General features: G+C 39.5%; 16 protein-coding genes. 14 read left to right on the top strand and 2 right to left on the bottom strand.

Annotation, left to right across the window (positions count from 1 at the left end):
- Positions 1 to 67: 67 nt before the first annotated feature.
- Positions 68 to 799 (top strand): ZIP family metal transporter, encoded by a 732-nt coding sequence (locus AC3EBE_RS09545; protein ID WP_488594792.1) that lies wholly within the window; start codon positions 68 to 70, stop codon positions 797 to 799.
- A gap of 165 nt (positions 800 to 964) precedes the next feature.
- Positions 965 to 1,516 carry a GNAT family N-acetyltransferase gene (locus AC3EBE_RS09540; RefSeq protein ID WP_488594791.1) on the top strand — a complete coding sequence of 184 codons (552 nt, stop codon included), beginning with the start codon at positions 965 to 967 and terminating at the stop codon, positions 1,514 to 1,516.
- 33 nt (positions 1,517 to 1,549) lie between these two features.
- Here AC3EBE_RS09540 and AC3EBE_RS09535 read toward each other — a convergent pair whose 3' ends face one another.
- On the bottom strand, positions 1,550 to 2,218 hold the full coding sequence (locus tag AC3EBE_RS09535) for a glycosyltransferase (protein ID WP_488594790.1): 669 nt from the start codon (positions 2,216 to 2,218) through the stop codon (positions 1,550 to 1,552).
- Positions 2,219 to 2,483: 265 nt separating this feature from the next.
- Between AC3EBE_RS09535 and AC3EBE_RS09530 the strand changes: the two genes are divergently transcribed.
- The 12 genes from AC3EBE_RS09530 to AC3EBE_RS09475 all read left to right on the top strand — a co-directional run bounded on the left by AC3EBE_RS09530 (position 2,484) and on the right by AC3EBE_RS09475 (position 11,181).
- A complete protein-coding gene (locus tag AC3EBE_RS09530; protein WP_488594789.1) occupies positions 2,484 to 2,747 on the top strand; it encodes a hypothetical protein in 264 nt (87 codons plus the stop codon).
- A gap of 184 nt (positions 2,748 to 2,931) precedes the next feature.
- Positions 2,932 to 3,342 (top strand): NUDIX hydrolase, encoded by a 411-nt coding sequence (locus AC3EBE_RS09525; protein ID WP_488594788.1) that lies wholly within the window; start codon positions 2,932 to 2,934, stop codon positions 3,340 to 3,342.
- 305 nt (positions 3,343 to 3,647) lie between these two features.
- Positions 3,648 to 4,205 (top strand): phosphotransferase, encoded by a 558-nt coding sequence (locus AC3EBE_RS09520; RefSeq protein ID WP_488594914.1) that lies wholly within the window; start codon positions 3,648 to 3,650, stop codon positions 4,203 to 4,205.
- Positions 4,206 to 4,423: 218 nt separating this feature from the next.
- Positions 4,424 to 4,657 (top strand): hypothetical protein, encoded by a 234-nt coding sequence (locus tag AC3EBE_RS09515; protein ID WP_488594787.1) that lies wholly within the window; start codon positions 4,424 to 4,426, stop codon positions 4,655 to 4,657.
- A 160-nt stretch (positions 4,658 to 4,817) separates the two neighbouring features.
- Positions 4,818 to 6,068: an MFS transporter gene (locus tag AC3EBE_RS09510; RefSeq protein WP_488594786.1), complete on the top strand. Its 1,251-nt coding sequence runs from the start codon at positions 4,818 to 4,820 to the stop codon at positions 6,066 to 6,068.
- A gap of 174 nt (positions 6,069 to 6,242) precedes the next feature.
- The gene (locus tag AC3EBE_RS09505; RefSeq protein WP_488594785.1) at positions 6,243 to 6,794 is read left to right on the top strand and encodes a Rossmann-fold NAD(P)-binding domain-containing protein; all 552 of its coding nucleotides are present in this window, start codon (positions 6,243 to 6,245) and stop codon (positions 6,792 to 6,794) included.
- A 574-nt stretch (positions 6,795 to 7,368) separates the two neighbouring features.
- Positions 7,369 to 7,941 carry a glycerol-3-phosphate acyltransferase gene (locus AC3EBE_RS09500; RefSeq protein ID WP_488594784.1) on the top strand — a complete coding sequence of 191 codons (573 nt, stop codon included), beginning with the start codon at positions 7,369 to 7,371 and terminating at the stop codon, positions 7,939 to 7,941.
- A gap of 88 nt (positions 7,942 to 8,029) precedes the next feature.
- Complete coding sequence (locus AC3EBE_RS09495; RefSeq protein WP_488594783.1) at positions 8,030 to 8,296, top strand: phage holin; 267 nt, start codon at positions 8,030 to 8,032, stop codon at positions 8,294 to 8,296.
- A gap of 80 nt (positions 8,297 to 8,376) precedes the next feature.
- A complete protein-coding gene (locus AC3EBE_RS09490; protein WP_488594782.1) occupies positions 8,377 to 8,562 on the top strand; it encodes a hypothetical protein in 186 nt (61 codons plus the stop codon).
- 119 nt (positions 8,563 to 8,681) lie between these two features.
- Positions 8,682 to 9,680 (top strand): NAD(P)H-dependent flavin oxidoreductase, encoded by a 999-nt coding sequence (locus AC3EBE_RS09485; RefSeq protein WP_488594781.1) that lies wholly within the window; start codon positions 8,682 to 8,684, stop codon positions 9,678 to 9,680.
- 231 nt (positions 9,681 to 9,911) lie between these two features.
- On the top strand, positions 9,912 to 10,487 hold the full coding sequence (locus AC3EBE_RS09480; RefSeq protein ID WP_488594780.1) for an MEDS domain-containing protein: 576 nt from the start codon (positions 9,912 to 9,914) through the stop codon (positions 10,485 to 10,487).
- Positions 10,488 to 10,545: 58 nt separating this feature from the next.
- Positions 10,546 to 11,181: a LysE family translocator gene (locus tag AC3EBE_RS09475; protein ID WP_488594779.1), complete on the top strand. Its 636-nt coding sequence runs from the start codon at positions 10,546 to 10,548 to the stop codon at positions 11,179 to 11,181.
- An 86-nt stretch (positions 11,182 to 11,267) separates the two neighbouring features.
- Here the strand turns inward: AC3EBE_RS09475 and AC3EBE_RS09470 are convergent, their stop codons facing one another.
- Positions 11,268 to 12,242, bottom strand: a complete 975-nt coding sequence (locus tag AC3EBE_RS09470) for a LacI family DNA-binding transcriptional regulator (protein ID WP_488594778.1) — start codon at positions 12,240 to 12,242, stop codon at positions 11,268 to 11,270.
- Positions 12,243 to 12,613: the final 371 nt, after the last annotated feature.

Here is a 12,613-nt window from a genome sequence, read left to right as displayed (position 1 = left end):
GTGTAATTTCATCTCATTAAGGGAAAAGTATTTTACTTTTGTAAAATAGGAGGCACTTGGATAAATTATGGCAGAAGCGTTTTTAGGCATTGTCATCTCTGCGATGGCTACTGGTGTTGGTGCGGTCCCGATTTTATTTTTAAAAAATGTTTCATCAAGGATAAAGGCACTCCTGCTTGGTTACGCATCTGGTATCATGATGGCAGCAACCACGTTCAGTTTGATACCGGAATCCTTGAAGTCTTCAAACCTTTTAATCCTTTCCTTTGGCCTGCTGCTGGGGACATTCGTTTTGAATTTTATTAATTCAAAAACTGAAGATCTCGATACGGATAATTTTAAATTCCTCTCTGGCATTGACAAAAAAACTCTCGTGATCGTTACAGCAATCACCCTTCATAATTTACCTGAAGGGTTGTCAGTAGGTGTCAGCTATGGAACAGGACAGGGGAACCTTGGCGGTATCATAGCATTTGCTATCGGTCTTCAAAATGCCCCAGAAGGGTTTTTGGTTGGCCTATATCTTATCCAGCAAAAACTATCAAAGACTAAGGCGCTTTTGATTGCGACCTTTACAGGTGCGGTGGAAATCATTACAGCAGCAATAGGATATTTTCTCGCATCAGAGGTCGACGGGCTGGTTCCATACGGACTTAGCTTTGCCGCAGGCGCCATGCTCTTTGTCATCTATAAAGAGCTAATCCCGGAAAGCCAGGAAGATAACCATGTGAAATTCCCAACCTATTCTTTTGTACTGGGGTTAATCTCAATGCTATACCTGACAATTCAATTTGGATAAAAGGACCTTATCTTGTAAGGTCTTTTTATTTTGTTTAAAGACTTTATCGGAGGGAGAAGACAAAATGAAGACTACGGAACACGCTTAACATTATTTATTAAAATTTGTATACCTAAAATATTCCAACCATAGTATAATCGAAAAAAATAGATAAGGGGAAAAGCGATGTTTACTTTCAAAGTCGATGATGAAGTATCATTAGAGTTATTACAGCAGCACCAAAAAGAGGAATTGTATCAATTAATAGAATCCAATCGAGAACATCTAAGAAAATGGCTGTTATGGGTTGATAAACGAAAAAGCGCAGAGGATTTTGAACCGATTATACCGGTCTGGATAAAAAATTATGCAGACAATAACGGCTTTGATGCCGGCCTGCGTTATAAAGGGAAGCTTGTTGGAATGGTAGGGCTCCATTATATCGACTGGAAAAGTAAATCTACCAGTATCGGGTACTTCTTATCTGAGGACGCACAGGGGAAAGGGATAATCACGCGGACAGTTTCAGCACTACTTGATTATCTTTTTGAAGAACTAAAACTCAATCGTGTACAAATCCAATGTGCAGCTAGTAATGATAGAAGTAAAGCAATACCTGAACGGCTTGGTTTTATGAACGAGGGAATCACCAGGGAAGGGCAGTGGCTCTATGACCATTACGAAGACCTTGTCAATTATAGTTTGCTTTCGAAGGATTGGCTAAAGGAACAAAAATAGAAGCTCACCATGATGGTAAGCTTCTATTTTTGCTTATTTTTTTCGCTGATGGCAATTAAATTTCTCCGGGAACTGCTTCATGATCCCTTTTGTCAGGGTATCTGCAAATTTTATCATATGATCTTTACCCAGGTCATGAGCCTGAATATCTGCATCCCAATCTTTTTTCAGCCGTGCAGTTACTTGGTCGGTGACAAGCTTCAAATGCATATACAGTGCTTCTTTTAATTCCTTTTGATCGAATTTTGGGTTTGCAGCGGTAAGGAATGCGACAATGTCATCCGCATTTTTGTACCAGGCATCATTTAGTTTTTTAAAAGTGGCCTCATCACCTTTTTTTGCGGCTTCGACCAGCTGCCCTGCAATGGCGATATGATCTTTAAGAAGGGCGGTTAATTTATTTCCGGCATCTTCGCCATAGTAAGGTTTAATTGCATTGCCGATATCTTCCTGATTTCTCATCAGACGTGCGAGAACCTTCTCCTGGTCCTCAAGGCCTTCAAGATTGCTCTTTACATAGTCCCTGGTCCACCAAACATGGTCAATCCAAAGCTTCCTCATTCCATTTTTCAATTGTACAATTTCGTGCCAGTTGCAATGCGGGTGGCGGTGCTGATCATTATTTGCTTGCGCTGTTACTTGGGGCGTATTTAGCCCTAGGCCTAACACAATCAGGATTAATAAAATTAATTTTCTTTTCACCACAATCACTCCTTGGAAATTTTACTCCATTGATATTTTGGTTAAATTTTCTTAAATCATGCAGAAAACTCACTGATATTTTGCTTTAGGATTGAATGGTTTGGAGAACTCCTGTTTTTGTTAATCCGTGTGAACATCCTTGAACTAGCTGGCTGCTATTTTTACAGACACATGCCCAAATCAAAAAAGACCAGTAACTCCCGATCCTTTTCTTCGTCAAATCCTTTACCAGGATCAAAAATCTAATTGGATTGGAATGAGTTTCATGTTGTTTTTTCTTATCTTCCTGCTTGGTTTTGGTATTCCTTTTTTCTTCATGAAGAACAGGATTATATGGCTAAAGTGGCTGCCAGGACTAGTATTACTGGGTGCTGCAATAATGATGGGATTAAAAATCCTGTTTTTCCCTGCCCCAGAAATGGCTGTATTGGGAGAGATCGTGTATGCCATGCTTTTGGGCATGGCCGCGTTCGGCAGCTTTGCCGGAGCAGCGGCCGTACAGATTGTATTAAAACGTAAACGGTCCTAATCGGGGCCGTTATTTTTTATACGGGAGTTTTTTCGCCATCATTAAAGCTTGACCCTATAGGCGCCGCCCATACAAAGGATACGGAAAGTGAAAGATCATAAGAATAGCGATTCGAACGTCCAGGAAGGAAATAAATAGCTTCGAAAAGAATATATGATTATTCAGCGGAATTTGAGGTGACAACATGGAAAGAGTAGACGTAGTATATGCTCTCATTAAGAAAAAAAACGAGGAAAAGGTTCTGGTTGTAGAAAATGCCGGAAGCAGCTGGACCCTTCCCGGAGGTGCAGTCGAAACAGGTGAAAGTTTAGGTGACGCAATCGTCCGGGAGGTAAGCGAAGAAACAGGACTGGAAATTAAAGCAGGACGAGTAGTAGCGGTAAATGAAAAGTTCTTTCCTGAGAAAAAGGTACATGCCATCTTCTTTACGTTTATCGCTGAGATCATTGGTGGAAAAATTGCTATTGAGGATGAAACGGAAATTTCGGCTATTGAATGGGTGGATTTTCAAACAGCCAATAAATTGCTGCCTTATCATCCAGAAGGGGTTGAATCCCTTCTAGCATATTCGGCTCCATATCATTTGGGACTTTAAAGGAGGATTTAACCCTGAAGATAGATGACATAATCAAAGAGCTAAAAGCAGCCAACATTATCCCAAAGGATTCAAGCAGGTTTGCTAAATTGAGCGGCGGGACCACAAGTGAGTTGTACCTTATAGATTCCCGTTATGTTATAAAATTGAATAAACCACAGGTACTGCAGGCCGAAGCTTTTTACCTTGATCTTTACCAAGAAATCGAATTATTCCCCAGCATTGTTTATCACCATCCAGACTTTGCTTATATAGTCTATACGTTCGCAGAAGGGGATGGAGCAGCCCCAATAAAGAAAGCCCTCATGTTAACAGATTTGGTAAAAAAAGTTATCAATAATTATAAAATGTATTCACCTGGTGGATGGGGATGGCTAGATGAACCCAGCAATTCCTGGAGGGATTTTTTGAAGAATCGAACGAAAGATGCACGATACATATTAAGAGACCACTTAACTGAGCATGACCATGAAATGGTTAATGCGCTGATCGATAAAGATTATAAATACCAGCATATTCAGCCATACTTGCTCCATGGGGATTTTGGCGTTCATAATTTCCTATTTAAAAATGCAAGGTTATCAGGAATAATCGATCCGGCTCCTGTAATCGGTCCGCCTGTGTATGATTTGATCTATGCATTTTGCTCCAGTCCTGGCAATCTCGTAAAGGAACTCATTTATCCAGCAGCTGTTTTATTAAAAGTAAAAGAACCCCGCCTTAATGAAGAGATTCTGATAGGACTTTATTTGCGAATGGCGACTTGTATTAAGCATCATCCTGCGGATTTAAAACAATACATGGGCGCCTGGGTGTATTGGAAGGACATTATTGGCTCTTCAGAGAGCAGGAAGGGAAACTAGTGAGTTACTTCAACTCACACTGGCAGTGGGGAATTGTCTAGAGTTGAACATTCAGCAAACAGGGAAGGGAACGAACAGAGTAAGGAATGGGCATGGCAGAAGTGAGACCAAACTTTCAAACGGAAAAGCAAAAAAAGATGCAGGCTAAAAGTGAAAAATTTAGGGTAAACATATTGATAGTTTGTTATTCTAAACCTAGAGACGAGGGAGGTATTATTATGGCAGAATGCAGTATTGACCACAGCAAAGAGGATGTTAAAAAGAAGTACGAATCTCAATCGGAATTTCTTCCTCAGGAACTGAAGGAGCGGTTCGAGCAGTTCTTCAAGGAGGATCATACACAGGATATCTTGAATGAAGTTTTTCATCTATTGAAAAAATATGACCTTTCGACTGAAGAAGAAAAAGAAAACAGGAACAACCGCTTATTATTAGTATTGAGAAATGTGTAAAAACAGGGGAGCTATATGCTCCTCTTTTGGTTGAATTAACAGAAGATTCTTAGTTTATTTTATCGATAAATTACCTATTGTCAGCAATAACCAGAAGGAGTAAAATTAGGTGAAATTTCGAAATACAAAATAATTTTACTATTCGAAAGAAGAGGAATCTATGCCAACTCCTTCTGAAATCACAAAATGGAATGAAAAAAACAGTATTATAAATGGTGTTGCTTCAACAATCGTCCTAAGTATGAGCAACAACTATTTCGCACTATTTGCGATAGGAGTGCTCGGTGCAACGAACTATCAGGTAGGTTTACTAAGCTCACTGCCGCAAATCATCGGAATGTTTGCTATGATTCTTGGCACAGTAATAATGAGCCGCCTGCAGACAAAGAAAAAATTCACGGGGCGTTCCATTTTATACACCCGTTTATTTTTGATCGGCATGTTCTTCGTCATGTATCTGCCTGAAGATTACAGAGCTTGGACTTTTGTTATCCTTGTCGGATTAATGAACCTTCCTGGATCTTTCGCGATGCTCAGCTGGCAGTCATTTATCGGCGACCTGGTTTCAGATAGCAGGAGGAGCAGCTTTTTCAGTGAGCGGAACCGAATCCTTACTATTGCCGGCATGGTCACGACATTATTAATCGGAATTGCATTGCAATGGTTCAATAAAGAAAATCCAATGCCTTATCAAATTTTATTCCTATTGGCTTTTATCTTCGGAGTAGTAGAAGTCTTATATTTAAATAGACATATAGAACCTGTAAAGGAGCATCAGGCAGAAAAAAAGAAATTCAACTTTGGCTGGGATGCATACAGCCATAAACCGTTTATCTATTTTTTGATTTGCGGCTTGTTTTTCAATTTTGCCTGGCAGCTTGCCTGGCCTTTATTCAATATTTATAACATCAAGGTAGCCCATATGACCGGATTCTGGATCAGCATTATCACGGTGGCGAATCAAATTGGTCAGATTATCAGCTTTAAATGGTGGGGCAGGATGGCCGACAAGCACAGCAATGCAAAGATGCTTGCTTTTACCGCTGTAGGGATGGCTACAGCACCTTTTATGACAATCCTTTCTACAAATATGTATTATTTGACAATTGTTAACTTCACATCCGGCTTGTTCGTTTCCGGTACAGTATTATTGCTATTCAACCAGCTGCTGGAGGTAACAAAGGAGGAAAATCGGGGAAGTTTTATTGCTCAATATAATATTCTCCTTGCGATCATAGGATTTATTGCGCCACAAATAGGCGTTTACCTGCTCCATCTGAGTTCTATTGATACAGCCATGAACATTGCATCCGCATTAAGGGCATTGAGTGGTGGCGTTTTCCTGTTATTCTTTATATATATGAAGAAACAATACTTTCCAAAAAGCAAGATAGCAATCCAAAGAACATAAGAAGGAGCCCAGCTGCGGCTCCTTTTTTCATCAATTGATCCACTGGCTATCTAAAGTTATCCAGTTTGCAGCATTATGAGTTGGTAGTTATGTAATATAAGTATATTATTTTGCTAGCATTCCCTAGCTAATAGATATAAAGAATCTTTTTATTAAGGAAAGGGGCTGTTTTATTTGAGACACGCTTTAGTTATCGGCGGGACTGGAATGCTGGCACCTGTAGCGGTTTGGCTGGCTAGAAATGGCTGGCACGTTTCTGTGATTGGAAGAAGGATGGACCGGCTTGAGGATTTACAAAGGAAAATAGGAAATAACGATCTCACAGCTATACAGGCAGACTACAGGGATAAGGAGGTCCTTAGAAACAAGCTATCGACAGTAAGTGCTGAACGCGGGGCATTCAACCTGGTCATCGGCTGGATCAGATCGGACGCAGAGTCTTCGATTTCTGAGATTTTCAAATTGAATTGCTCTCAAAATTTTCTATGGACATTCTTACATATCCTTGGAAGCACAAAAGATCCTAATGAAACTAGAAATAGTTTAAAAATCCCATATGGCTGTAATTATCGCCAGGTCCAGCTTGGCTTTAAAATAGAAGGGAAAACATCCAGATGGCTAACTAATGAAGAAATCACAGAACGGGTTATCAGTGCGGTAAATAATACAAGTACGCTGACCATAATCGGTCAAACCGAGCCTCCAGATAAGAGGCCGAGTTATTGAAAGGGTTACATCTGTTACATTGTCATAATCAGTAATACTATAAAAGTTAAAATTTTTCAGGAGTGATACCTAGGGCAAAATTATTGCAATTGAAAAAGGAAAACAATAAATGGAAGAACAAGAATCCTGTAAATCAACATTCTTGTTCTTTTTTTTGCTTTTTTGCTCACTCTTTCCGCAATTTCCTCTCCCGCAGGGTATCAAAGGATTCGACGATATATCTATAGGCGGTTTTTTCTTTCACGGAGGGCATCTAGAACAGCTCCGCGTTAGTTCTAATTTCTTCTCAAAGATGGCATCTTAAAGGCTCTCTGCATTTTCCATTGCCTTTTTATTAAATACTATCAAATATCAAATTACCTTCCTGATCCTCCTTTTCCCGGTAACATAGCATTTTGCAGACACATAGGGGTATCATAACTCCATATTGTCACTTACCCGGGAGCAAATGAGCATCCACTCAGTATAAACAAAGTTTTCAAGCTGGGTCTTGATAAAATAACAATTAAAGGAATTTCTTTACTGGCTGGCGAATACACCTTTAGTAATTTATATAAGACAGGTTGTGCTCAATATGGAGTTAATTTTATATTTTATTTTTGCATATTTTTTAGGAAGCATTATGGCTGGATTTTTTGTAGTCAAGCTGCTTGGCAACAAAGATATCAGATTTGAAGGCAGCGGGAATGTAGGAGCAAGGAATGCAGGAAGGGTCCATGGAAGGACTTCCTTTCTATTGACTTTTCTGGGGGATGCCTTAAAAGGCGCTATTGTAGTCTTGGCTGGCAATTACTTAGAACTTTCACCTGTACTGATTTTAGCGGGATTGGGAGCAGCCATTATTGGCCATGTAAAACCAATTACATTAAAGTTTAAAGGGGGAATGGGAATTTCCACCTTTATCGGCGGGATGCTTACGTTTGAACCTATTCTTGCGATTGTCTTGATTGCAGCCTTCCTTATCCTATATCCATTCTTAAAAAGCTTTACCTTTGCCGGTCTTGGAGCATTCATTTTACTCCCATTCGCACTTTATTTTATCGCAGCATCTATAAATTCCTCTTTAATGACAGGAATACTAGTTTTGATCATTTTATATGTCCATCGCGAGGATATTAAAGAAAGACTGGATAAAAGAATAAATTAATAACAGAAAGGACAAATGCAGACAACCATTTTCCATGTACAGCATATAGTGAACCAGGAAGGTAAAATGCTTGGAAGGAAGGGTTTCTGTGATTAACTGGCGTGTTAGGCTGAGAAATAAAACATGGGTAATTGCTTTTGTCTCCCAGATTATGATTGTATTACAAATTGTTCTTGAGGGGATGAATATGCTTGGATGGACGACAATCCGGCTGACAGAGCAAATTCAGAACGAAGTCCTTATGCTGGTCAACGGAATTTTTATGATCCTCTCCATGGTTGGAATTGTACAGGATCCCACGACAAGGGGCTTTAAGGATAGCGAAAGGGCTATGAGCTACAAAGACCCAAACTAATTTCAAATTGTTTAATATGGACACATTTGGAGGTAAAGAGTTGAATAGGATAGATTATCCATTCAAAAGGAGGCCATCAAATGTGGAGCTGGGTTTTGGTATTGCTTCTGCCTTTGGCATTTTTGCTGCTGATTGAAGAAGTAAGCCAATATATATGGAGGTCTTATTTAAAAGAGCCTAAGGATTCAAGCCAAACTAAATTTTCTTTAATGAAAGAACATACAAAAAAATTCATTCATAAATATCGGAAGAATCCTTCGCATTAAACGTGCAGGATTCTTTTTTAATATAATTTAGTCCACTTTTAATTTGAATTATTCCCAGTCATACATTAAGATAATATAATATATCTGAAAATTTAGAAATGTAAAAAGGAGAGATTTTTATGAAAAAAGCTATACCAGAAAACTGGTGGAACCAGCTCGCAGTCCCAGCGATTGCTGCACCTATGTTTCTTGTTTCCGGCCCTGAACTTGTAAGCGCTTGCTGCATGAATGGAGTCATTGGTTCATTCCCTGCACCAAATGCGAGGCCAATAGAAGTGCTTGACCAGTGGATGGCCAAACTTAATGAAGATTTAGAAAAGGCGAGAGATAAGGAACCGGAAAGAAAAATTGCACCGTGGGCCATGAATATGGTTGTACATAGCTCCTATAGCCGATTGGAAGACGAACTGGAATTATTGAAAAAACATAAGCCCCAGCTTGTGATCACCTCACTCGGAAGTCCCAAAAGAGTAGTAGAGATTGTCCATGATTATGGCGGACTTATATTTTCGGATGTAAGTGATGTGAATTTTGCCAAAAAAGCGGCTGAAAGTGGAGTAGATGGCCTTATTTTAGTTGCAAGCGGTGCAGGTGGGCATGCAGGGGAAATCAACAGCTTCGCATTTGTTGATTCCGTCAGGGCCTTCTGGGATGGAATCATAGTATTGGCCGGTTCCATTTCTACTGGCAAAAGTATTTTGGCAGCCCAGGCAGCCGGCGCAGATCTCGCCTACATGGGTACTAGATTTATTGTCGCTACTGAAAGCATGGCAACTGATGAATACAGAAACATGCTTGTCGATGCTACCCAGGACGATCTGATGCTCACAGATGCTTTTTCAGGAGTTAAGGCTAATATGCTAAAGCCAAGCATTGTAAAAGCCGGTCTGGATCCGGAAAAACTGGCGAAAAAAGAAAAAGTTGATTTTGATGCAATGCAAAAAGAAACGAATGCTAAAGCATGGAAGGATATATGGTCAGCAGGACAGGGAGTTGGCGCTATCCAAAAAATCCAGCCGGCTGCAGAAATCATTTCAGATTTAGAAAAGGAATATAAAGAAGCACTAACTGATTTGAATAACCGAGCTAATATGTTAGGCGCAATTGCAGTTAAGTAAAAGTAATGGTCACCGGGAAAAACCAGGTGGCCAGTCTTTTTGTCAACTTCTAATTTTATTCTAGATAAATTAAAAAAGGAAAATACAATGAATTAACGAATATATAGTGTATATTCAATCACCGTCGCTTGGTAATTCTTCCAATCCTTTGAACAAGTATCTATGTTACAATTAAACACAATACGCGAATTCATTGATTGTTTTCCTTGGATTCCAAAGGAGACTGATACAATGAATAAGGATCTTACCCAGGTTTTCAATGAGGTCAAATCGACTGGTGCACATATTTTTTATCAGTTCCATGATGAAGACCGTTATATCAACAATGCAATATCCTATGTAATTGCGGCTCTTGCTATAGGGAACCACGTTATGCTTATTGAAAATGACAGGTTCCTGCCTAAAATTAAGGAGAAAATCGCTTCACAGCTGACCAAGGAGCAAAGTGAAAAGGTCCATACAATGAATAATTATGATTTTTACTGTTACCGAGGCAACTTTCATAAAGAGACAATTCTTAGTTATTTAACAAATATGATAAATCCCTATATTGAAAAGCAGATTCCCATTCAAACATGGGCACATGTGGAATGGAGAGATCAGGCAGAGATTTTTCAAACTCTTGGCGAGTATGAGAGGGAAGCCGACCAAATGCTCCAGAAAAATAATTTAATTACTGTCTGTGGATATGATGCAGCTAGAGTCCCTGAAACCTTAAGGAGCACCCTTATGGATTGCCACGATTATTATATGACTGACAATTCAATTGCCAAGATTGATCGAAGACTTTCGAAAATAAAAGATTAATAATGCCTACCCATTATGGGGTAGGTTTTTCATAATACTCGCGAGGGGGAGTCTTGCTATGGCAGGAATAATGAACTTTGAAGTTTTTATCATTACTGCTATATTACTAAATATCACACCTGGAACAGATACGATGTATATCGTAAGCAGAAGCATATCTCAGGGCAGGAAGGCCGGCCTATACTCAGCACTGGGAATTTCTGCAGGCATTGTCGTACATACTTTGTTGGCTGCGTTTGGATTATCCGTAATCCTCGTACAATCTGCACTATTATTCAATTTGATAAAAGTCATCGGAGCTATTTATTTAGCCTATCTTGGAATCAAGATGATCCTGTCTAAAGCTCAGGAGGCGAAAAGGGAGCCACTTTTAAAGCAAAGCCACAAAAAGATATTCCTACAGGGAATGATCACAAATATAACAAATCCAAAGGTCGCCCTGTTTTTCCTTGCATTCCTGCCGCAATTCATAAATACAGGGGGAGGAGCCGCCGGTCCACTTCCCTTTATTATGTTAGGGCTTACGTTCACTTTAACCGGGACAATATGGTGTTTCTTTACTGCATTTTTCTCTTCCCTGGCAACAAACAGGCTGAGGGCCAATCAACGCTCACAAATGATTTTGAACCGGTTGACTGGTATTGTTTTTATTGCGATGGGCATTCAATTACTTAAAACTAAAGCAGCTGTATAAAAAAGCATGGCATCCAGTTATTATGGATGCCATGTTTTTTTATTGAATTATTGAAGGATCGTCCTTTTGTTGAAAATGAACAAGGATCAAACGGATTTTCGGCAAATCAGTTTAAAGGGCAGTATGATCTTTTCATTGTATTGAGCATTTGCCGACCGTGAAAGAAATGCTCTAAATGCAGAGTGACCAAGTTCTTTGGCGGGAATATCTATTGTGGTTAGATTGAATATTTCTGAAACTGGATGATTGTCAAAGCTTAGCAGCGCTAAATCCTCAGGAACTTTAATACCTTTTCTTTGAGCCTCAGCTATCATGCCGACAGCCACCTGATCATTGCCGACCAGGAAAGCAGTTGGCTTTTCATCCCATCCAAAAAACTGCTGTATGACTCTTTTTCCATCTTCCATCATCAAACATTGATCTAAAATCCATGATTCATTCATTACTTCCCCCAAGGTTTCCAGCTTACTCTTATATGCAGATATCCGCTTTATGCTGTTCGTACCCTCAAGCCTTCCCAGACAGACAGCTATTTTGCTGTGCCCATTTGCTATCAAAAAGTCAAGACCCTGGTCAAAGGCTTTAACATGTTCTATCGAGACCGAAGGAAACACTTCCTGGTCGGCATCTTCACACAAAACAATCGGACCAGTAGTTTTATAATTTTCAAGCAGCCCGAATTGGACTGCACGAGAACAAAATATAATGCCATCAATCAAATTCCCCCTGAGCTGTTCCAAAGCATCCAGCTCTTTTTCCTGTTTATAATCCGTCTGGAACATGACAAGCTGTATGTTATGCTGCTTGGCTTCTTCCGCCATTCCTTGAAGCAGACTTGCAAAATAAGGGTGGTTGATAGTTGGCAGGACAATGCCGACCATATTTGTTTTACCGTGTGCTAAATGGACCGCATTAAGATTGCGGCTATAATCCAATTTTTCTACCGTACTCCATACTGCATCTCTTTTTTCTTCGCTGACATATGGGTGGTTATTTAGCACCCTGGAAACAGTCGTGACAGAAACACCTGCCATCCTTGCGATTTCACGGATATTTGCCATTTTGTTTAAGTACCTCACCTAGTTATCAAAAAACGCTTGACCTGAAACGCGTTTCACAATTTATCGTTATTTTACACCATATAAGGAGTGATTTACTATGATTACAAGTATAGCGATCCTTGCAGGATTATGTATATTAGAGCTCGTGTTTGCTAAAATAGCTATCGGGAATCTAGAAACAAGGGAGTATAACTTCATGGATTTTTTTGATCTTCATGATCAACAAAGGTGGAGGCTGGGACAAAACCCACCTCTGAGATGAAAAAGCCGGTGAAATTTTACGACAAGTAAAATTTCACCGGCTTTTGATTATTTATTAAATAGAAATAAGGACCCCTTCTGATAAAATAAAGTTACCACACAAAATTCAA

The organism is Mesobacillus sp. (assembly GCF_057785455.1).
Note: the sequence above shows the minus strand (reverse complement) of the source record. Positions and strands in the feature narration are given on the sequence as shown.

What these genes read in the sequence shown, in the direction of transcription:
- AC3EBE_RS09485 (WP_488594781.1), top strand. Translation starts at nt 8,682, where the DNA reads ATGAAAAAAGCTATACCAGAAAACTGGTGGAACCAGCTCGCAGTCCCA.
- AC3EBE_RS09470 (WP_488594778.1), bottom strand. Translation starts at nt 12,242, where the DNA reads ATGGCAAATATCCGTGAAATCGCAAGGATGGCAGGTGTTTCTGTCACG.
- AC3EBE_RS09490 (WP_488594782.1), top strand. Translation starts at nt 8,377, where the DNA reads ATGTGGAGCTGGGTTTTGGTATTGCTTCTGCCTTTGGCATTTTTGCTG.
- AC3EBE_RS09475 (WP_488594779.1), top strand. Translation starts at nt 10,546, where the DNA reads ATGGCAGGAATAATGAACTTTGAAGTTTTTATCATTACTGCTATATTA.
- AC3EBE_RS09510 (WP_488594786.1), top strand. Translation starts at nt 4,818, where the DNA reads ATGCCAACTCCTTCTGAAATCACAAAATGGAATGAAAAAAACAGTATT.
- AC3EBE_RS09530 (WP_488594789.1), top strand. Translation starts at nt 2,484, where the DNA reads ATGTTGTTTTTTCTTATCTTCCTGCTTGGTTTTGGTATTCCTTTTTTC.
- AC3EBE_RS09540 (WP_488594791.1), top strand. Translation starts at nt 965, where the DNA reads ATGTTTACTTTCAAAGTCGATGATGAAGTATCATTAGAGTTATTACAG.
- AC3EBE_RS09500 (WP_488594784.1), top strand. Translation starts at nt 7,369, where the DNA reads ATGGAGTTAATTTTATATTTTATTTTTGCATATTTTTTAGGAAGCATT.
- AC3EBE_RS09545 (WP_488594792.1), top strand. Translation starts at nt 68, where the DNA reads ATGGCAGAAGCGTTTTTAGGCATTGTCATCTCTGCGATGGCTACTGGT.
- AC3EBE_RS09525 (WP_488594788.1), top strand. Translation starts at nt 2,932, where the DNA reads ATGGAAAGAGTAGACGTAGTATATGCTCTCATTAAGAAAAAAAACGAG.
- AC3EBE_RS09480 (WP_488594780.1), top strand. Translation starts at nt 9,912, where the DNA reads ATGAATAAGGATCTTACCCAGGTTTTCAATGAGGTCAAATCGACTGGT.
- AC3EBE_RS09515 (WP_488594787.1), top strand. Translation starts at nt 4,424, where the DNA reads ATGGCAGAATGCAGTATTGACCACAGCAAAGAGGATGTTAAAAAGAAG.
- AC3EBE_RS09520 (WP_488594914.1), top strand. Translation starts at nt 3,648, where the DNA reads ATGTTAACAGATTTGGTAAAAAAAGTTATCAATAATTATAAAATGTAT.